Below are 18,959 nucleotides of genomic sequence, written 5' to 3'. Positions count from 1 at the left end.
TGGGCGGCGGGGTATCACCGGGCGGGGGTACCGACTGATGGGGCAGGTGTCATGGCGGAACGGGACGGACTCGGCGCGCCGGCGCTCGGACTGCGGCAGTACCTGCTGGCCGTCGCGAGCAAGCTCGACGCGCCCGCGTGGTTCTGCGAGGTCGAGGTGCCCGCCACCGCCTACCTCGCGCTCGAACTGCGTCTCGAGCGGTTCCCGGACCACGAGACGGCGCTGCTGTGGGACGAGCAGGACGGCTGGGCCGCGGCCGTCGAGTCGGCGACCGGCGAGGACGTGGTGGTGCTGGCCTACCTCGGTGAGGACCTGCTGCCCGCGCCGTGCGCCGTCGAGGAGTTCGTCCGCGACCTCTACGGGGACGGCTACCCGGGCCGGCCGGACCCGCCGGACTTCCGCAGACCCGGTGCGGCGGACGGCTTCGACGAGCGTCTCGCCGCCTACGCCGGGAAGAGCGTCTGCCTGCCGGAAGGCCAGGCCTGAGGACACCCGTTCGTCTGTCCACATCGGACACAGTGCGCCCGCCGGGTGACGGCTGGACCCGATCGCACTACCCTGGGACGACCAGGAGTGACCAGCGGGAGGCCCAGTGAGCACGGAAGCCGCCGACGCGGTGGTGATCGGCGCCGGGCACAACGGCCTGGTCGCGGCCAACATGCTGGCCGACGCCGGTTGGTCGGTGCTGGTCCTGGAGGCGACGGACCGGCCGGGCGGCGCGGTCCAGACCGCCGAAGTCACCGAACCCGGCTTCCACGTCGACCTGTTCAGCTCGTTCTACCCGCTGGGCGCGGTGTCGCCGGCGATCCGCGGCCTCGGGCTCGAAGAGCACGGCCTGCGGTGGCGGCACGCCCCGGACGTGCTCGCGCACGTGCTGCCCGACGACCGGTGCGCGGTGCTCTCGCGGGACCTCGACCGCACCGCGGCGTCGGCCGACGAGTTCGCGCCGGGCGACGGTGACGCGTGGCGGGCGTTGGCCGCGCAGTGGCAGGAGCTCCGGGAACCGTTGCTGGCGGCGCTGTTCGCGCCGTTCCCGCCGGTCCGCCCGGCGCTGAAGCTGTTGCGGAGCATCGGAACCGCCGACGCGTTGCGCCTGGCGCGGATGCTGACGCTGCCGGCGCGCCGGTTCGGCGAGGAGGTGTTCGCGGGGGAGGGTGCGCGGCTGCTGCTGGCCGGAAACGCCGCGCACAGCGACGTTTCCGTGGACAACGCGGGCAGCGCGGTGTTCGGCTGGCTGCTGGCGATGATCGGGCAGGACACCGGGTTCCCGGCGCCCGCGGGCGGCGCGGGGGAGCTGACGGCGGCTTTGGTGCGCCGGCTGGAGTCCCGCGGCGGGCAAGTCCACTGTGGACGTCCGGTGCGCGAGGTCATCGTCGCCGGCGGGCGGGCGCTGGGCGTCCGCGACGCCGCGGGCGACCCGGTCCGGGCGCACCGCGCGGTGCTCGCCGACGTCCCGGCGCCGATCCTGTACGGCGAGCTGGTCGGCGCGGAGTGGCTGCCGTCCCGGCTGGTCGACGACCTGCGCCGGTTCGAGTGGGACAGCGCGACGGTGAAGGTGAACTGGGCGCTGTCGGGCCCGGTGCCGTGGACGGCCGAGGGCGCGCGCGGCGCGGGCACGGTCCACCTCGGTACGGACCTGGACGGCCTTTCGGCGTTCGGCAACGAGCTGGCCCGCGGCCGGATGCCGCGCCGCCCGTTCTTGCTGTTCGGCCAGATGACGACGACCGACCCGGACCGTTCACCGGCGGGCACCGAGGCGGCGTGGGCGTACACGCACGTCCCGCGCGGCTCGATGGCCGGCCGCGGCGCGCTGGAGCGGCGGGTCAAGCGGATCGAGGAGACGGTCGAGGCCCACGCGCCGGGGTTCGCGGGCCTGATCAAGAACCGCTACGTCCAGGGCCCGGCGGAGCTGGCGGAGCACAACCCGGGCCTGGTGGGCGGAGCGATCAACGGCGGCACGACGGCGATCCACCAGCAGCTGTTCTTCCGCCCGGTCCCGGGCACGGGCCGCGCGGACACCCCGGTGGACCACCTGTACCTGGCGGGCGCATCGGCCCACCCGGGCGGAGCAGTCCACGGCGGCCCCGGAGCCAACGCAGCCCGCGCGGCCCTGACCCGAGCGGGCAAACTGGGCGGCGGCTACGCGGCCCTGATCCGAGCGGCTCACCGAGCGATCTACGACTGAGGCGACGACCGGCGGGCCTGCTAGGTCCCCGTGTTGGCCGTTCCGGTCGCCGTGCTGGCCACTCCGGTCATCATGGTGGCCTTTCACGAACGGCCGAGCTGCCCGCCAACGGCCGACACCGCGACGGGGGCGGCCAACACGTCATCGGCCCGGCGGACATGGCGACGGGAGCGGGCCAACACGACATCGGACCGGCTGACATTGCGACGGGACCGGCCGACAGCGCGACGGGGGACCGAGCCGGCCAACATGGCGATAGGAGTGGCCGGCGCGGCACCGGGAGCGGCCAACCGCTGACAGGAATGGCCGACACGGGTAGGAACGGTCGACGTGGTGCCGGGCACGGCCAACATGGCGCTCGGAATGGCTAACACGGTGACCCGAGTGGCCGACGTGGTGCCGGGCACGGCCAGCATGGCGCTCGAAGTGGCAAACGCGGCGCCAGGATCGGCCAACACGGGGTCGGGAGCGGCCAGCAGCGCCCGGAGTGGCCAACATGGCGACCGGAAGGGCCGACACGGCGCCCCGAGTGGTCGACACGGTGCCGGGATCGGCCAACGCGGCGCCCGGCGTGGCACCGGCCCAGCCGACACGGCGACCGGAGTGGCCAACTCAGTGTCGGCAATGGCCAACACGGTGCCGGGAGCGGCCAATGTGGTGACCGGAGCGGCCAACACGGCGCTCGGGGGTGGCCAACGCGGACGGGAGCGGCCGACACGGTGCCGGGAGCGGCCAACACAGTGTCGGCAATGGCCGACACGGTGCCGGGAGCGGCCAATGTGGTGACCGGAGCGGCCAACACGGCGCTCGGGGGTGGCCAACGCGGGCGGGAGCGGCCGACATGGTGACCGGAGTGACCAACTCAGTGTCGGCAATGGCCAACACGGTGCCGGGAGCGGCCAACACGGCATCGGGACCGGCCGACATGGCGACCCGAGCGGCCGACGTGGCGCCGGGGGAGCGCTAGTTCTCCTCTGCCGCCGGGGTTGCGCAACGGCGCCACTGGACCTGGTCGCCCGTGCGGTCCGCGTGCCAGATTTCGGTGGCCGTGTCCGATTCCCACGTCGGCAGCAGGCGGCCCGTCACCACCTGGCCGCGGGCTACCCGGCCGAACAGTTCGACGCCGTCCGCGCGGCGGGCTGCCGGGATCCATGCCGGGAAGCGGGTCCGGGGGAGCTTTCGTTCGATCCACTCGCGGGCGGAGCCTTCGCTGCCGTGGTCGGACTCGACGATGCTCGACACCGGGCCGTCGGCGCCGACGGTCAAGCCTATCGACGCGCGCCAGCGCACGGTGGGGGCGGTGCTCCGCCGGTCGGGTCCTGATCCGTCTGACATCCCATCCAGGCTCCCGGAAGAACGGGTACGGGGACCACTACACTTTCGGATGGATCGGCGTTCACTCACGGTGCCCCCTGGCGTTTCCGGGACCTCGGTCCCTCAAGATCTTCCCCGCCCGGGTGATGTTTAATCACGGCCCGCGCCGGGGAACCTCCGGGGCCGACCGCCGCGAGCGACCGTGCCAGTACCGTCCACAGTGGACGCGGGAGCCGGACCGCGGCTCAGCGCCCGGTCACGAACCAGCCGGTCTCGGTTACCCGAAGGGGACGATACGGCTACCGTGACGGGGTGAGGAGGTGGTCGCCGTGCCCTTCCGGCGTGACGTCGTGGTGATCGGCGCCTCCGCGGGCGGCGTCGAGGCCCTCCGAACCCTGGTCCAGGCCCTGCCGGCGGACTTCCCCGCGGCGATCCTGGCCGTCATGCACCTGTCGCCCGGCGCGTCGAGCGCCCTGCCCCAGATCCTGAGCCGCGCCGGCGCCCTGTCCGCCGTGCCCGCGCGCCACGCCGGGCCGCTGACCAAGGGTGTCATCCACGTCGCCCCGCCCGACCGGCACCTGCTCATCGCCGACGACGCCCTGATGCTCAGCCGCGGCCCGACCGAGAACGGCCACCGGCCCGCCATCAACGCCACGCTCCGGTCCGCGGCGGTCGCCGCCGGTCCCGCGGCGATCGGCGTCGTGCTCTCCGGCGCGCTCGACGACGGCTCCGCCGGTCTCTGCTCGGTGGTGGAGCGCGGCGGCCTCGCGATGGTCCAGGACCCGGAGGAGGCGCTCTACCCGGGCATGCCCGGGAACGCGCTGGCCCGGACGCCGACCGACCACGTCTACCCGGCCGGAGTGCTCGGCAAGGTGCTGGACAAGCTGGTGCGCGTCCCGCTGGACGCGGTCGCGGTGGACCCGCCGTCGCCGACCCTGCTGCTGGAGGACCGGATCGCGCGCGACGGCGTCCGGCTGGACGCGGTCGTGCCCGGCGATGGGACCCCGCCCTCGGGCTACAGTTGCCCGGACTGCCAGGGCACGTTGCTGGAAATCAGCCGGCCGCACGGGCAGTACCGCTGCCGCATCGGGCACGCGTGGTCGGCCGAAGCTCTGCTCAGCGCCCACGACGCCGAGTTCGAGCGGGCGTTGTGGACGGCGTTGCGTTCCCTGGACGAAAAGGCCGCGCTGGCCCGGCGCATGCAGCGCGACACCAGCCACCGCGGCCTCGCCGGCCTGACCGGCCGCTACGACACCACCGTGCACGAGTGCACGACGGCCGCCGAAACCCTCCGGAGGTTCCTCATCGCCCGTCACCCGGAGACCGGGTCCACGCCGTGACCGCCGACCGCGCGGCCGTGACCCTGGTGCCGGACGTCCGCGCGGGCTCGACCGTCGTGACGGTGACCGGGGTGCTCAGCCTCGACACCTACCCCGACCTGCGCGACGGCCTGCTCAAGATCGCCACGGACGCCCCCGACAGCGTGGTCGCCGACATCCAGGGCCTCCGCGTCGACGACGACAGCCTGGCGAGCGTCTTCTCCGTCGTGGCCATGCGGATCGGCGACTGGCCCGGCGTCCCGTTCGCGCTCGTCTCCACGCGGCCGGAGCACCTGGCCCTGCTGGCCGACCGGTCGATCGACCGGTTCGTCGCGGTCCACGCCGACGTCGGCACGGCCGAGCGGGAACGGGACAACCCGCCGCGCCGCCGCGCGGTGCAACTGCTCGCGCCCATGACGGGCGCGTCGGCACTGGCCCGGCAGTTCGTCGCCCGCGTCTGCGCGGAGTGGGGCGTGCCGGAGCACCGGGAAGACGCCCAGCTCATCGCGACCGAGTTCGTCGAGAACACGATCCGGCACACGATCTCCGCGCCGCGGCTGCGCCTGGAACTGCGGCGCGGCATCTTCACCGTCGCGGTCGGCGACGACGACCCGCGTCCGGCCGTGCGCCACGAGCGGCTCGGTCCCGGGGAAGCCGGTCTCGGGCTGCAGCTGGTCGCGCAGGTCGCCCGGGTGTGGGGCTGCAGCCGGTCCTGGTCGGGCGGCAAGGTGGTCTGGGCGGTGCTGACCAGGCGCGGCCGCCCGGTGAACCGGGCCGGGTAGCGTATCCCCGGTGACGGATCCCGGGCCGGCGGCCGACCGCGAGTTCGAGTCGGTGCTCACCTACCTGAAGGAGTCCCGCGGGTTCGACTTCACCGGCTACAAGCGCACCAGCCTGATGCGGCGCGTCCAGCGGCGGATGAGCCAGGTCGGGGCCGGGAGCTTCGCCGACTACATCGACCAGCTGCAGGTCAACGCGGACGAGTTCGTCTCGCTGTTCAACACCATCCTCATCAACGTCACCGGGTTCTTCCGCGACCCGGACGCCTGGGACTACCTGCGCGAGCAGGTGATCCCCGCGCTGCTGGCCGAACGCAGCCCGGAGGAGCCGATCCGCGTCTGGAGCGCCGGTTGCGCGGCCGGCCAGGAGGCCTACAGCCTGGCGATCGCGTTCGCCGAGGCGATCGGGGTCGACGCCTTCCGGCAGCGGGTCAAGATCTACGCCACCGACGTCGACGAAGAGGCGCTCGCCCAGGCGCGGCAGGCGACCTACACCGCGGCGGAGCTCGAAGGGGTGCCCGAGGACAAGGTCGAGGAGTACTTCGAGCAGTACGGCAGCCGGTACAGCTTCCGCAAGGATCTGCGCCGCTCGGTCATCTTCGGCCGCAACGACCTCGTGCAGGACGCCCCGATCTCGCGGATCGACCTGCTCGTGTGCCGCAACACGCTGATGTACTTCAACGTGGACACCCAGACGAAGATCCTCGAGCGGTTCCACTTCGCGCTCGCCCCGCGGGGCATGATGTTCCTGGGCAAGGCCGAGATGCTGCTCAGCCACGGCCGCATCTTCGAGCCGCTCGACCTCAAGCGGCGGGTGTTCCGCAAGGTGGCCAACTCACCCGTCGGCTACAACCGCTTCGTCACCTACGGCTACCCGGCGCGGCGCCCGGCCGACGTCTCGGGCCTGGACCAGCTGCGTGAACACGCTTTCTCGGCCAGCCCCGTCGCCCAGATCGTGGTGACCGGCGACGAGGTCACGGCGCTGATCAACCAGCAGGCGGAGCTGGCGTTCGGACTGTCCGAACGCGACATCGGCCGCAAGCTGTGGGACCTCGACGTCTCCTACCGCCCGGTCGCGCTGCGCCCGTACGTCGAGCAGGCCCGCCTCGAGCGCCGGTCGCTGCGCATCAAGGACGTCGAATGGCGCCGCGCCGGCGATGTCGTGTGGTACGAGGTGCACATCAACCCCTTGCTGGGCAAGGAGAAGAGCCTGCTCGGCGTGTCGGTGGTGTTCCACGACGTCAGCTGGGCGCGGTTGCTGCTCACCGAGCTCGAGCACTCGAACCGGCAGCTCGAGTCGGCCTACGAGGAGCTGCAGTCGACCAACGAGGAGCTGGAGACCACGAACGAGGAGCTCCAGTCCACAGTGGAGGAACTGGAGACGACCAACGAGGAGCTCCAGTCCACCAACGAAGAGCTCGAAACCATGAACGAGGAACTGCACTCCACCAACGACGAGCTGCAGACGATCAACGACGCCCTGCGTGACCGCGGCGTCGAGCTCGACGACCTCAACGACTTCCTGGAGTCGGTGCTGACCTCGATCCAGGCCGGGATCGTCGTGATCGACACCGAGATGCGGATCAAGGCCTGGAACCGCGGCGCCGAGGAGCTCTGGGGTGTCCGCCGGGAAGAAGCCGAGGGCACCCACCTGCTCAACCTCGACATCGGCCTGCCGCTCGCCGAGCTGCGCCCGGTGGTCCGCGACGCGCTGGCCGACGCCGAATCGCAGGCCGAGCTGACCCTGGACGCGATCAACCGCCGCGGCCGCGCGGTCGTCGTCCGGCTGATGTGCAGCTCCTTGCTCGGGGCCGACGGCCGCAGCCACGGCGCGTTGCTGATGATGGAGGAAACCCGCCCGGGCGCCGGCGGCTCCGCCTAGGCTGGGGCCATGAACGAGTCGCGACGCGCCGGTGGTTCGGAAGAGCTGGCCCGCACGCTGCTGGCCACGGCCCGCAGCGCCGCGACCGCGGCGGTGCGGGCGGGGCTCGAGGACATCGAGGAGCGGCACGGGCAGCACGTCGCCGACGAGGTCGCCGGCCTGATCGACGTCGCCGACGTGTACGCCGGGCTGGCCGACCACGACGTCCGGCCCCGCGGCCGGGCCGACCGGCGCGACCGGGATGACGACGGGCCCTGGGAGTTCAAGCCGGTTTCCGCGGTGTGAGCGGCGCCGGTCACTTCCGCCAGTCGTAGCTGAGGACCGGCGGGTCGTCGGACCCCTTCGTGACGGTCAGGTGCTCTTCGGGGTGCGCGGTGGCGTAGCGGGTCATCTCGTCGTACATCCGGTCGCGCATCCCGACGTCGTGCACCTCGATCGTGGCGCGCTGGCCCAGCCGGCCGGGGTCCACGTCCGGGTCGGTGCGGATCGCCAGGTTCCAGAAGTGCCGTTTGTCGGTGCCGTCGGCGCCTTGGCCGTCGTTGGTGAAGTAGACCTCGCCGCTTTCCTTGTCGTAGATCTGCTGGGTCACCTTGATCTGGTCGTCGCCTTGGGCGGCGGAGAAGTAGCCGGAGTCGTCCCCGGCGTCGCTGGTGTAGAAGCCGACTTCGCCGCCGAACGCGCTGCCGAAGCCGTAGCCGCCCTTCCACAGTTCCAGCCGGTACTGCTTCCCGGTCTCGGGGTCGGTGAACTCCATGTTGTCGCCCTGGGCGTTGGTGCGGTCGAGGTCCGCGCCGATGAGCTGTTCCAGCTTGTCGTAGATGTCGTGCCAGCCCAGGTAGCTCTGCACGGAATGCTCGCCGGTGGTGTAGAAGCCGCCGTCCTCGACGTACTCGAAGCCGAAGTAGTCGTAGATCTTCCGGGCGACCGCGGGGTCCTGCATGATCGTGTCCCAGTCGCCCCTCAGCAGGGCGAGGTCGAGCTTCGGGTTCTTCGCCACCAGCGCGGCGAGGCCGGGGATCTCGGCGAGGATGATCGCGGCGATCTCGGCCGGGTTCCGCTTCTCCGAGCCCGCGAGCTCCCACACCCGGCCCGTTTTGTTGCGGATCTTCAGGCCTTCGACGAGCAGCACCGCGTCGTAGGTGGTCACCACCCGCTGCATGTCGGCCAGCAGGACGAGGGCCCGCCCCTTGATGATCTTGTCCTCCGCCCAGGCGAGCACGACGGTGCCCGTGCCGCTCCCGAGGCCGTGCCACACGTTGTCGAGCTTCGTCTGCAGGGCGTCGGCGTCCGCGCGGTTGCTCCGCGCTTCCAGTTGCGCCTTCGCCAGCGCGTCGCGGACCACCTCGAACGACTTCGCCGACTCCTCGAGATCCTCGGCCTGTTCGTCGCGGTTCTTCTTGAAGTCCTCGAGCGAGGAGAGCGCCGCCTCGCCGGCGCCGCCGTGCCAGCCCTGGCCCAGCTCCACGCGGACGCTCTCGACCAGGGCCTTGGCGTCCTTGACGGCTTCCTTGGTGCTCCGGCAGGCGCGGGCCCGGTCGTCCAGCTCGGTCGTGCTGCCCTTCTCGACCTGGTCGGCGAGCCCGCGGATCCGGTCGAACACCGAGGTCATCGGTCGATCCGTTCGAAGCCGCTGTCGAGGGCCTTCAGGAAGGCGCCACGTGCGTCGGCGTCGGTGTTGTCGTAGCTCTTCGCGGCGCTCTTGATGCTTTCGACGAGACTTTCCACCTGCTGCTGTGCGGCCTGCAGGTCTTCCTGCCGGGTCAGCAGCCAGACGTCGTAGTCGCCCGCGTAACCGGCGGCCCGGTCCGTGCCGCCGACGTTCGGCGACCCGCCGGCCGCGAGCGACGGCGGAGTGCCCGCGCCGAGCTTGGCCGCCGCTTTGCTGATGTCCGCGACATCGACCTCGAACCCCACCGACCATCCTCCCGCGTGACGTTTCGCGCGGGAAACGTAACACCCACGCCGCGGTCAGACGTCCGGTTCGGCCATTTGGTTCCTAGCGGTCCCGCCGCAGGTCCAGCCGCTCGGGGTGCGGCCGGAAGCCGGCCGACGCGTAGGTGGCGACGGCGGCGGCGTTGGCGCTCGCGGTGCAGACGATCGCGCTCGACGAACCCAGCTCCCGGAGCGCGGCGGCCGCGGCGACGGTGATCGCCCGGCCGTGGCCGTGACCCCGGTGGTCGCGGTGCACGCCCATCGGCTCGATCAGCCCGGGCCGGCCGGGACCCGCCGACCACACCGTCACGATCGCCACCGCGTTGTCTTCGCCGTCGTACCCGATCAGGCTCCGGGCGTCGGCGTACGGCGACCCGGCCGCCATCGTGTGCCAGCGGTCCTCGGTGGCCGTCGACCGGTCGAACGACGCCCGCAAGACCGTGGTCCAGACCGCCGCTTCCGCCGGCCCGGTCACCTCGATCCGCAGGTCCACCTCCGGCACGGGCTCCGCGAGATCGCGGTGCAGCGGCGTCCACGGCTCGTCGGCCCGCCAGCCGGCCTCGGCCAGCACGTCCCGCAGCAGCACGCCGTCCGGTGCCTCGACCGACACCGGACCCGCGGGCAGGACGTCGCGCTCCGGGGTGGACACGTCTTCGGCCAGCTGCCGCGCCAGCTCCTCGTCGTGGCGCACGTCCGGCGCGATCGTCAGCCGCACGAGGCCGGGGCCGTCGAGCAGCCCGACGGCGACGATCCGGCCGTCGCGGGTCCAGGTCCGGACCACCGCGGCCGTCGCCGCCGCCCCGAACCGGTAGTTCCAGCCGAGGTCTCCCGGGTGCAGCTGCAGCGGCGCGTCGTCGCTCTGCCACCGCCGCAGCGCGGCCACGGCCTCGGTCAGGCCTTCGGTTCCCGGGGTCTCCACGACGATCGCCATACCCGTGATCACACACCAGCACGCGGCGGTCCGCACCCGGTTTTCGGGTCGGTCCTACGGCGTCACCGACATGAGGTCGACGACGTCCGCGGCGCGTTGCCGCTTCGCGAAGGACTCGCGCTGCCGATCGGCGCCGCCTTCGCCGGCGATCAGGCGTGCCGTTCCCTCCCAGGCGAACTCGCGGTCGCCCGCCGCTTCGAGCGCGGGACCCGTCAGCGTGATCAGGTCGTCGAGCACCACCGAGGCGGGCACGAGGTCGCCGGTGCGCGGGTGCGGGCAGCGGCCGGTGACGCCGTCGCGCGAGGCCCGCCAGAGCTGGCCGCGCAGCACCTCGTTGGGCAGGTCCGGCGGGGGCGCGCTGTCGTCCAGTGCGGTGGCGACCAGGCCGCGCGCCAGCACGGCCAGCAGCACCGCCTCTTCCGGCGTCGCGGCGACGTCGGCGATGCGGAACTCCAGCGTCGGCTGGTTTTCCGAGAGCCGGACGTCCCAGTAGACCATCCCGCGGTCGAGGATCGAGCCCGCGCGCAGCCACGCGTCGACGACGCTCTCGTACTCGTCGAGCGAGGCGAACTTCGGCGGCGGGCCGGCCGAGGGCCAGCGGCTCCACTGCTGGTAGCGCCAGCTGTGGTAACCGGTGTCGTAGCCGTCGGTGATCGGCGAGTTGGCGGTCAGGGTGAGCAGCGCCGGCAGCCACGGCCGCACCCGGTTCAGCACCTGGATCCCGGTTTCCTTGTCCGGGATCGCGACGTGCACGTGGCAGCCGCAGGTGAGCGCGGTCCGCGCGGTGGCGCCGAAGTGCTCGGCCATCTGCTCGTAGCGCGGGGTGGGCGTGATGATCGGTGCTTCCACTTCGGACAGTGGTGCGCAGCCGCTGGGCAGCACCCGCAGCCCGCGCTTGGCCGCCGCGCCGGCGAGATCGGCCCGGAGCCCGCGCAGCTGGCTCAGGGCACCGGAATGGGTGCGGCAGATGTCGGTGGCGGCCTCGGCCTGGGTCCGGGTGAGCTCGTGCTGCAGCTCGCCCTGGTCGCCGCCGGCCGCTTCCGCGGCGTCGACGACGTCGTCGCCGGCGTGCGAAAGCATTCCTCGGCGGTCGACGACGAAGAACTCCTCTTCGACGCCGAAGGTCAGTACCTGGTCTGTCACCGGGGTTCTCCTGGGGGGTTGGGGAACCAGCGGGATACCCGGACGCGGTATGCCGCAAACCGGGTGACGGCGCGACTACGCTTGTGTGACCGCGCGCACCCGGGGTATTCCGGTGGCATGGAGTGGCACGAAGAGCTTCACGAGCAGGCGGACGAACGGGTCGAGCGTCTGGACGAACGGTTGTGGCGGGTGGCGACCGCGTTGCACGCGCGCCCCGAACCGTCCTTCGAGGAGCATGCCGCGGCCGAGCTGCTGACCGGCGAGCTGGCCGCGGACGGCTTCGAGGTCGAGACCGGCACCGCCGGGATGCCCACGGCGTTCGTCGCGCGCGCCGGCACCGGGCACCCGTGTGTGGCGCTGCTGCTGGAGTACGACGCGGTGCCCGGTCTCGGGCACGCCTCCGGGCACAACCTGGTCGCCGCGGCCGGGCTCGGGGCCGCGCTGGCCGCCAAGGACGTGCTCGGCGACAGCCGCGGCTCGCTGCTCGCGGTCGGCGCGCCGGCCGAGGAGAGCGGCGGTGGCAAGCAGGCGCTCGCCGAGGCCGGGATCTTCGACGACGTCGACGCCGTCCTGATGGTCCACCCCGGAGTGCACTCCTGGTCGTGGGCGCCGCTGACCGCGCGGGTCGAGCTGAAGCTGACCTTCCACGGCCGCGCCGCGCACCCGACCGCCGACCCGGAACACGGCGTCGACGCGCTGGCCGCGCTGATCCAGGCGTTCGGCGCGCTGGCGGCCCTGCGCCAGCGGCTGCCCGCGGGCTCGCACGTCCAGGGCATCATCACCGACGGCGGCGAAACGACCACCGTCGTGCCCGACCGCGCCGAAGGCCGCTTCGCCCTCCGCGCGCTCACCGCGGCGGCCCTCGACCAGCTGGCCGAGGACGTCTCGACGTGCGCGCAGGGCGCGGCCCTGGCGACCGGGGCGAAGGTGGACGTCGAACGCCTCGGCCGCGGCTACGCCCACTTCCGTGACAACCCGGTGCTGTCCGAGCGGTTCACCGAGCACCTCGCCGCGTGCGGCATCCACGCCGGGCCGCCCGAGCCGGGGGTGTACCTCGGGTCGTCGGACATCGGCGACGTCAGCCTCCGCGTCCCGGCGATCCACCCGTTCGTGGCGATCGCGGCGGCGGAGTACCCGGACCACACCCGCGAGTTCGCAGAAGCAGCGGCGAGCCCGCGTGGCCGCTCGGCGATGCTGGCGTCGGCGGCCGCGCTGGCCCGCACGGCGATCGACCTGCGGACGCACCCGTCGCTTGTCAGCCGGGCGTGGGACTACTTCCGGGCCCAGGAGCGGAACGGGTCCTGAAAGCCGTGAAGGACTCCTTCCCGGCTCTTAGGGCCGGTAAGGAGTCCTTCACGGACGACCGCAGCGGCACGGTTCGCCGCGCGCGTCCGTCCTCTGTGGACCTTCGGCCGACGTGCCCGGGATGCCGGACTTGACGCATACCCATATGGGCATATGATGGCCGCGTGGCACGAGCAGCGACGACGGCGGACACCTTCAACGCGGTCGCCGAACCCCGGCGGCGGCAGATCCTCGACGAGCTCATGGCCGGCGAACGGTCGGTCGGCGACCTCGTCGGCGTGCTCGGCCTGGCGCAGCCGCAGGTGTCCAAGCACCTGAGGGTCCTGCGCGAGGTCGGGGCGGTGGACGTCCGGGAAGAGGGCCGGCAGCGCGTCTACCGGCTCAACGGCGCCGCGCTCAAACCCATCCACGACTGGGTCAAGCGGTACGAACAGACGTGGTCGGAACGCTTCGAGCTGCTGGACGACGTCCTGGAAGAACTGAAACAACAGGAGAAGTGACATGGTGGAAACGGCGAGCAGCGCGAAGATCACCCTGCCGAGCGACGAACAGATCCTCATCACGCGGGAGTTCAACGCGCCGAGGCACCTGGTCTACCGCGCGTGGACCACGCCCGAGCTGGTGAGCCGCTGGTGGGCCGGGCACCGCGGGACGACCACCGAGGTCGAGATGGACCTGCGCCCCGGCGGCCGCTGGCGGTACGTGATGAAGGCGGACGTGGGCTTCGAGGTCGCCTTCCACGGCGAGTACCGCGAGATCGTGCCGGACGAGAAGATCGTCTTCACCGAGGTCTTCGAGAGCGGCCCGCCGTTGGCGGAGCCGGACGTGCCCGTCAACACCGTCACCTTCGACGCCCTCGACGGCGACCGCACGGTGGTGCGCCTGCTGACCCAGACGACTTCGAAGGCCCTGCGTGACGTCATCCTCGAGTCCGGAATGGAAGCCGGGGTGCAGGAACAGCTGAACATCATCGAGGAGCTGGCGAACTCCCTGCGCTAGCCCGCAGGAACCGCTCGCCCGCCTTCGCCAGCTCCCGGGCGAGCTCCGGCGCGTCGAGCACCTCGAAGTCCACCTCGAGCAGGCCCAGGTACAGCGCGAGCATCGGCGCGTGGTCGGACCCGACCTCCGCGACACACCGGTCCGGCCCCTCGGCCGTGACGTCGACGGCGAGCGGCAGCCGGGCTCGCACGTGCCCGGCCGAAGCGTGCAGCCGGACTTTCGCGTGGTAGCGCCAGGTCGCCGCGCCCGCACTGCGCTGCACGAACCGCACGACGTCACCCTCCGGCGGCTCGCGCGGGGTGAACCGCGGCCCGTTCGGCGTCCGCGGGGTCAGTCGGTCGACGCGGAACGTGCGCCAGTCTTCGCGGCCGGTGTCCCACGCGACCAGGTACCAGCGCCGGCCCCAGCTGACCAGGCGGTGCGGCTCGACGTCGCGGCGGCTGTCCGCGCCCTCGTGGCTGGTGTAATCGAACCGCAGCCGCTCGCCGGCCCGGATCGCCGACGCGATGACGCTCAGCACGTCGGCGTCGACGGCCGGGCCGGTGCCGGGCACCGCGACCGTCGCGGCCTGCAGCGCGTGCACCCGGTGCCGCAGTCGCGACGGCAGCACCTGCTCGAGCTTCGCGAGCGCGCGCACCGACGTCTCCTCGATGCCGGCGACCCCCGCGGCGGTCCGCAGCCCGACCGCGACCGCCACGGCCTCGTCGTCGTCCAGCAGCAACGGCGGCAGCTGCGCGCCCGCGCCGAGCCGGTACCCGCCCTGGACGCCGGGGGAGGCCTCGACCGGGTAGCCGAGGTCGCGCAGCTTGCCGACGTCGGCGCGGACGGTGCGCGTGGTGACACCGAGCCGGCCGGCCAGGTCGGCGCCGGTCCAGTCGCGCCGCGTTTCGAGCAGCGACAGCAACCGCAGGAGCCGTGCGGAGGTCTGCAACATCCTTCGAGGATGCCAGGAATCGCGGAAGGAACCCTTCCGCAATGGCTTCTAGCGTCCTGCTCATGACGAACGACATCCGCCCCTTCCGCGTCGAGATCCCGCAGGCCGAGCTGGACGAGCTGCACCGGCGCCTGGACGCCGCCCGGTACCCCGAGCCGGTGCCCGGCGACGAGCCGGACTGGTCCCGCGGCATCCCGCCCGAGCGCGTCCGCGAGCTGGCCGACTATTGGCGGACCGGCTACGACTGGCGGGCACAGGAGGCCGCGCTCAACGCCTTCCCGCAGTTCACGACCGAGATCGACGGCCAGACCATCCACTTCCTGCACGTCCGCTCACCCCGCGCCGACGCGATGCCGCTGCTGCTCACCCACGGTTATCCCAGTTCCTTCGCCGAGTTCCTCGACGTGCTCGGCCCGCTGACCGAGCCCGGCCCGGACGCCTTCCACGTCGTCGTCCCGTCGCTGCCGGGCTTCGGGTTCTCGACGCCGTTGAGCGGGCCCGGGTGGGAGCTGGCGCGCACGACCGACGCCTTCGCCGTGCTGATGACGCGCCTCGGGTACGACCGCTTCGCCGCGCAGGGCGGCGACATCGGCGCGGGCGTCACCGGCCGGCTCGCGGCGCTCTACCCGGAGCGCGTCCTCGGCACGCACGTGAACAGCGACCGCGGGACCATCGCCCTCGCCGGCGAGCAGCTCCCGATGCCCGAGAACCTGACCGAGGCCGAGCAGGCCGAGCTGGACGCGGCCCGGGAAGCCTGGAAGGCCCGGCGAGGCTACCTGGATCTGCAGTCCCACACGCCCGAGACGATCGCCGCCGGGCTCACCGACTCGCCGGTCGGGCAGCTGGCGTGGATCGCCGAGAAGTTCGAGGCGTGGACGAACTCCGCCGGCGGGATCGGCCGCGACCGGCTGCTGACGACGGTCGGCCTGTACTGGTTCACCCGCAGCGGCGCGACGGCGGCCCGGTTCCTCTACGAGGCCGCCCACTCCGGCCACGGCTGGCTGGCGCCGGCCGACGTCCCGGCGGGCTGGGCCGTGTTCGACAGCTCGCCCGTGGTCCGGCGGATCATGGACCCCGAGGGGAAGATCGAGCACTGGTCGGACTTCGCCGAGGGCGGCCACTTCGCGGCGATGGAGGCGGGTGAGCTGCTCGTGGCCGACATCCGCGCGTTCTTCCGCCAGCTGCGCCTGTGAGTGGCCATACTCGGCGGCGTGCAGTTCGCCATCCTCGGGCCGGTCGAAGCCCACGGTCCCGACGGGACGCCGGTCGCCCTCGGCGGGCCGCAGCTGCGGGGGCTGCTCGCGTTGCTGGCCCTCGACGCCGGGCGCGTCATCAGCGCCGAGCGGCTCATCGACGGCCTGCACGGCGAGCAGCCGCCGGAGGGCGCCGCCGAAGCCCTGCAGTCCCAGGTCTCCCGGCTGCGACGGCGGTTGCGGGACGGCGGCGCGCCTGACGGCCTGGTCGAGTTCACCCCCGCCGGGTACCGGCTGGCCGTCGACCCCCAGGACGTCGACGTCCACCGCTTCGAACGACTCACCGCGCAGGCCCGGGAGACAGCGGATCCGGCGGCCAAGCTGGCGCTGTTCGGTGAAGCGCTCGCGCTGTGGCGCGGTCCGGCGCTCGACGGGCTCGCGGACCCGCCGCGCGCGGCCCGGCTGGCGGAGCTGCGCGCGGCCGCGACCGAGGACCGGATCGAGGCCGGGCTGGCCCTCGGTCAGCACGAACGGCTCGTCGCGGAACTGCGGGAGCTCACCCGCGAACACCCGCTGCGGGAACGGCTCGCGGCCCAGCTGATGCGCGCGCTGCACGGCGGCGGCCGCTCCGCCGAGGCCCTGGCCGTGTTCGCCGAGACCCGGGACCGGCTGGCCGACGAGCTGGGCGCCGACCCGTCGCCGGAGCTGGCGGACGCGCACGTCGCGGTCCTGCGGGCCGCCGCGCCCGCCCCGGCGCGCCGGGTTCCGGTGCCGCTCAGCGGGTTCGTCGAGCGCGCCGAACTGGATCGGCTGCGCACGACCCTGCGGGCCGCGCGGCTCGTCACGCTCACCGGGCCGGGCGGCGCGGGCAAGACCCGGCTTGCCGTCGAAGCCGCGTCGCGCGAGCCCGGCGAGGTGTGTTTCGTCGAACTGGCGACGACGACCGAAGTCCCGCAGGCCGTGCTCGCCGCGTTGGGCCTGCGCGAACAGGGCGTGCTGTCCGCGGCCGCGGCGGCCGGCCCGGCCGACCGGCTGGCCGCCGGCCTCGCCGACCGGCCGCTGCTGCTGGTCCTCGACAACTGCGAGCACGTCGTCGCCGAGGCCGCGCGGCTGGTCCGGCGGCTGCTCGGCGCGTGCCCCGGCCTGCGCGTGCTGGCCACCAGCCGGGAGGCCCTCGGCCTGACCGGCGAGACGCTGGTGCCGGTCGGCGCGCTGGCCGCCGGCGCCGCCGAGCGGCTCTTCGGTGACCGGGCGGCAGCCGTGGTCCCCGGCGTGGTCCTCGATCCCGCCACGGTGTCCCGGATCTGCGCCGCGCTGGACGGCCTGCCCCTGGCGATCGAACTGGCCGCCGCGCGGCTGCGGTCGCTGACCGCCGAAGACGTCGCCGCCCGCCTCGACGACCGCTTCCGGCTGCTGTCGCGCGGCGAGCGCACCGCCGAACCGCGGCACCGCACGCTGCGCGGCGTCGTCGAGTGGAGCTGGGACCTCCTGGAACCCGACGAGCAGCGGCTCGCCGGGCGGTTCGCGGTGTTCGCCGGCGGCGCGCACCTCGACGCCGTCGAGCGCGTCTGCGCCGTCCCGGACGCCGACGACCTGCTCACCGGGCTCGTCGAGAAGTCGCTCGTCGAGTACGACGGCGGCCGCTACCGGATGCTGGAGACGATCCGGGCGTTCTGCGCGGAGCAGGGCACCGGCGACCACGCGGCGCACGCGAAGTACTTCCTCGACCTCGCCCGCACGGCCGAGCCGAAACTGCGGGGCGCGGACCAGCTCACGGTCCTGGCGGAGCTGACCGCCGAGCACGCCGACCTGCACGCGGCGCTGCGCTGGAGCGTCGCCGAAGCGCCGGACGTCGCGTTGCGGCTGGTCGCGGCCCTGACGTGGTACTGGTGGCTGCGCGGGTTGCGCAGTGAGGCCCGGCCGTTCGCGGACGCCGTGCTCGCCGCCGTCGGCCCCGAACCGCCGCCGGAGCTCGACGAGGAGTACGTCGTCTGCCTGATCCACGCGTCGGCCACCGATGTCGGGATCGAGCCGATCCTGCGCCGGCTCACGGGATCGCTGCGGTACCCGTACCTGTTCCTGCTGTGGGCGTTTTCCCCGCGCACCAAGGCATCGGACGGCGAACGCCTCGCCGCGCTGATCGGCCCGGACACCTGGTCGCGGGCGTTCGCGCGGATCGGCGACGGCCTCGGCGCGCAGTACCGCGGCCGGATCGACGAGGCCGAAGCACACTTTTCGGCGTCCCTGCAAGGGTTTCGCGACCTCGGCGACCGCTGGGGGCAGGCGAGCGCGCTGGAGAAGCTCGCGGAGTTCGCCGACTGGCGCGGCGACCACGCGCGGTTCCGCGAGCTGATGGACGAGTCCGTCCGGCTGGCCGGCGAACTGGGAGCGGGCGAGGACGCCGCCGACCTGCTGTGCCGCCGCGCCGACGGGATGCTGCGGGCCGGGGACACCGCGGCCGCGCGGGCCGACTACGAAGCCGCCGCCGAGCAGGCGCGAGCGGTGGGCACGACGTTGACGCTCGCCCGGGCCCGCGGCGGGCTCGGCGAGATCGCGCGGCACGCGGGCGACCTGGCCGCGGCCCGGCGCTGGTACGCCTCGGCCGTCGGCCTGGCCGTCGACCCGGTGACCGGCGGCGAGACGCGGATCGGGCTGTACACCGGCTTCGGCTGGACCGCCGCGGCCGAAGGGCACCTCGACGAGGCGACCGAACTGCACCAGGAAGCGCTGGCGACGGCGTTGGAGCACGCGAACCTGCCGGGCGCGGCGCAGGCCGTCGAAGGGCTGGCCGGCGTGCTCGCCGCCCGGGCCGAGGACGAGCGGGCGGCGTTCCTGCTCGGCGTCGCCGTCGGGCTGCGCGGCACGGAGGTCACCGGAGACGCCGACGTCGCGGCGGTGGCCGGGGCCGTGCGGGTCCGCATCGGCGGCGATGCCTACGTCAAGGCGTTCGAGCAGGGCCGGGAAATGCCGCCTGACCAGGCGCTTCAGGACTTCGGTCAGCCGCGGTTCGCGCTCGGTTCGTGAGCGGTCAGCGGCCGCGCCC

General features: G+C 73.2%; 17 protein-coding genes. 11 read left to right on the top strand and 6 right to left on the bottom strand.

The annotated features are described in order from the left end of the window. Window positions 1-51: 51 nt before the first annotated feature. Both MUY22_RS41135 and MUY22_RS41130 read left to right on the top strand, forming a co-directional pair. Window positions 52-486, top strand: a complete 435-nt coding sequence (locus MUY22_RS41135; protein WP_247052592.1) for a DUF6292 family protein — start codon at window positions 52-54, stop codon at window positions 484-486. Window positions 487-592: 106 nt separating this feature from the next. Then, the gene (locus tag MUY22_RS41130; protein WP_247052591.1) at window positions 593-2,185 is read left to right on the top strand and encodes an NAD(P)/FAD-dependent oxidoreductase; all 1,593 of its coding nucleotides are present in this window, start codon (window positions 593-595) and stop codon (window positions 2,183-2,185) included. A 963-nt stretch (window positions 2,186-3,148) separates the two neighbouring features. Here the strand turns inward: MUY22_RS41130 and MUY22_RS41125 are convergent. Further along, window positions 3,149-3,520, bottom strand: a complete 372-nt coding sequence (locus tag MUY22_RS41125; protein WP_247052590.1) for a hypothetical protein — start codon at window positions 3,518-3,520, stop codon at window positions 3,149-3,151. 308 nt (window positions 3,521-3,828) lie between these two features. Here MUY22_RS41125 and MUY22_RS41120 point away from each other — a divergent pair, with 308 nt between their 5' ends. The 4 genes from MUY22_RS41120 to MUY22_RS41105 are packed head-to-tail and all read left to right on the top strand — an operon-like array spanning window position 3,829 to window position 7,764. After that, entirely contained in the window at window positions 3,829-4,839 is a 1,011-nt protein-coding gene (locus tag MUY22_RS41120) for a chemotaxis protein CheB (RefSeq protein WP_247052589.1), read from the top strand. Next, window positions 4,836-5,600: an ATP-binding protein gene (locus MUY22_RS41115; RefSeq protein ID WP_247052588.1), complete on the top strand. Its 765-nt coding sequence runs from the start codon at window positions 4,836-4,838 to the stop codon at window positions 5,598-5,600. The genes MUY22_RS41120 and MUY22_RS41115 overlap by 4 nt, the downstream gene beginning before the upstream one ends. Before the next feature lie 10 nt (window positions 5,601-5,610). After that, window positions 5,611-7,479 carry a CheR family methyltransferase gene (locus MUY22_RS41110; RefSeq protein WP_247052587.1) on the top strand — a complete coding sequence of 623 codons (1,869 nt, stop codon included), beginning with the start codon at window positions 5,611-5,613 and terminating at the stop codon, window positions 7,477-7,479. Window positions 7,480-7,488: 9 nt separating this feature from the next. Next, on the top strand, window positions 7,489-7,764 hold the full coding sequence (locus MUY22_RS41105; RefSeq protein WP_247052586.1) for a hypothetical protein: 276 nt from the start codon (window positions 7,489-7,491) through the stop codon (window positions 7,762-7,764). Window positions 7,765-7,774: 10 nt separating this feature from the next. Here MUY22_RS41105 and MUY22_RS41100 read toward each other — a convergent pair whose 3' ends face one another. From MUY22_RS41100 to MUY22_RS41085, 4 genes are all read right to left on the bottom strand, one after another. Continuing rightward, on the bottom strand, window positions 7,775-9,088 hold the full coding sequence (locus tag MUY22_RS41100) for a DUF4474 domain-containing protein (protein ID WP_247052585.1): 1,314 nt from the start codon (window positions 9,086-9,088) through the stop codon (window positions 7,775-7,777). Continuing rightward, entirely contained in the window at window positions 9,085-9,393 is a 309-nt protein-coding gene (locus MUY22_RS41095; RefSeq protein ID WP_247052584.1) for a hypothetical protein, read from the bottom strand. The genes MUY22_RS41100 and MUY22_RS41095 overlap by 4 nt, the downstream gene beginning before the upstream one ends. A gap of 82 nt (window positions 9,394-9,475) precedes the next feature. Further along, entirely contained in the window at window positions 9,476-10,342 is an 867-nt protein-coding gene (locus MUY22_RS41090; protein ID WP_247052583.1) for a GNAT family N-acetyltransferase, read from the bottom strand. A gap of 54 nt (window positions 10,343-10,396) precedes the next feature. After that, entirely contained in the window at window positions 10,397-11,485 is a 1,089-nt protein-coding gene (locus tag MUY22_RS41085) for a glutamate--cysteine ligase (RefSeq protein WP_247052582.1), read from the bottom strand. Between the two features lie 117 nt (window positions 11,486-11,602). Here MUY22_RS41085 and MUY22_RS41080 point away from each other — a divergent pair, with 117 nt between their 5' ends. The 3 genes from MUY22_RS41080 (at window position 11,603) to MUY22_RS41070 (ending at window position 13,789) form a co-directional block, all read left to right on the top strand. Beyond that, the gene (locus MUY22_RS41080; RefSeq protein ID WP_247052581.1) at window positions 11,603-12,790 is read left to right on the top strand and encodes an amidohydrolase; all 1,188 of its coding nucleotides are present in this window, start codon (window positions 11,603-11,605) and stop codon (window positions 12,788-12,790) included. A gap of 164 nt (window positions 12,791-12,954) precedes the next feature. Then, window positions 12,955-13,290, top strand: a complete 336-nt coding sequence (locus MUY22_RS41075) for a helix-turn-helix transcriptional regulator (protein WP_247052580.1) — start codon at window positions 12,955-12,957, stop codon at window positions 13,288-13,290. 1 nt (window position 13,291) lies between these two features. After that, window positions 13,292-13,789 carry an SRPBCC family protein gene (locus tag MUY22_RS41070; protein ID WP_247052579.1) on the top strand — a complete coding sequence of 166 codons (498 nt, stop codon included), beginning with the start codon at window positions 13,292-13,294 and terminating at the stop codon, window positions 13,787-13,789. Here MUY22_RS41070 and MUY22_RS41065 read toward each other — a convergent pair. Further along, window positions 13,758-14,723: a YafY family protein gene (locus MUY22_RS41065; RefSeq protein ID WP_247052578.1), complete on the bottom strand. Its 966-nt coding sequence runs from the start codon at window positions 14,721-14,723 to the stop codon at window positions 13,758-13,760. The genes MUY22_RS41070 and MUY22_RS41065 overlap by 32 nt on opposite strands. 62 nt (window positions 14,724-14,785) lie before the next feature. On the opposite strand from MUY22_RS41065, the gene MUY22_RS41060 reads away from it, so the two are divergent. Further along, window positions 14,786-15,916 carry an epoxide hydrolase family protein gene (locus MUY22_RS41060; protein WP_247052577.1) on the top strand — a complete coding sequence of 377 codons (1,131 nt, stop codon included), beginning with the start codon at window positions 14,786-14,788 and terminating at the stop codon, window positions 15,914-15,916. An 18-nt stretch (window positions 15,917-15,934) separates the two neighbouring features. Next, complete coding sequence (locus MUY22_RS41055) at window positions 15,935-18,940, top strand: BTAD domain-containing putative transcriptional regulator (protein WP_247052576.1); 3,006 nt, start codon at window positions 15,935-15,937, stop codon at window positions 18,938-18,940. The last annotated feature ends 19 nt before the right edge of the window (window positions 18,941-18,959 follow it).

Origin of the sequence: Amycolatopsis sp. WQ 127309, assembly GCF_023023025.1 — a bacterium.
In the GTDB taxonomy this organism is placed as follows: Bacteria; Actinomycetota; Actinomycetes; order Mycobacteriales; family Pseudonocardiaceae; genus Amycolatopsis.
Note: the sequence above shows the minus strand (reverse complement) of the source record. Positions and strands in the feature narration are given on the sequence as shown.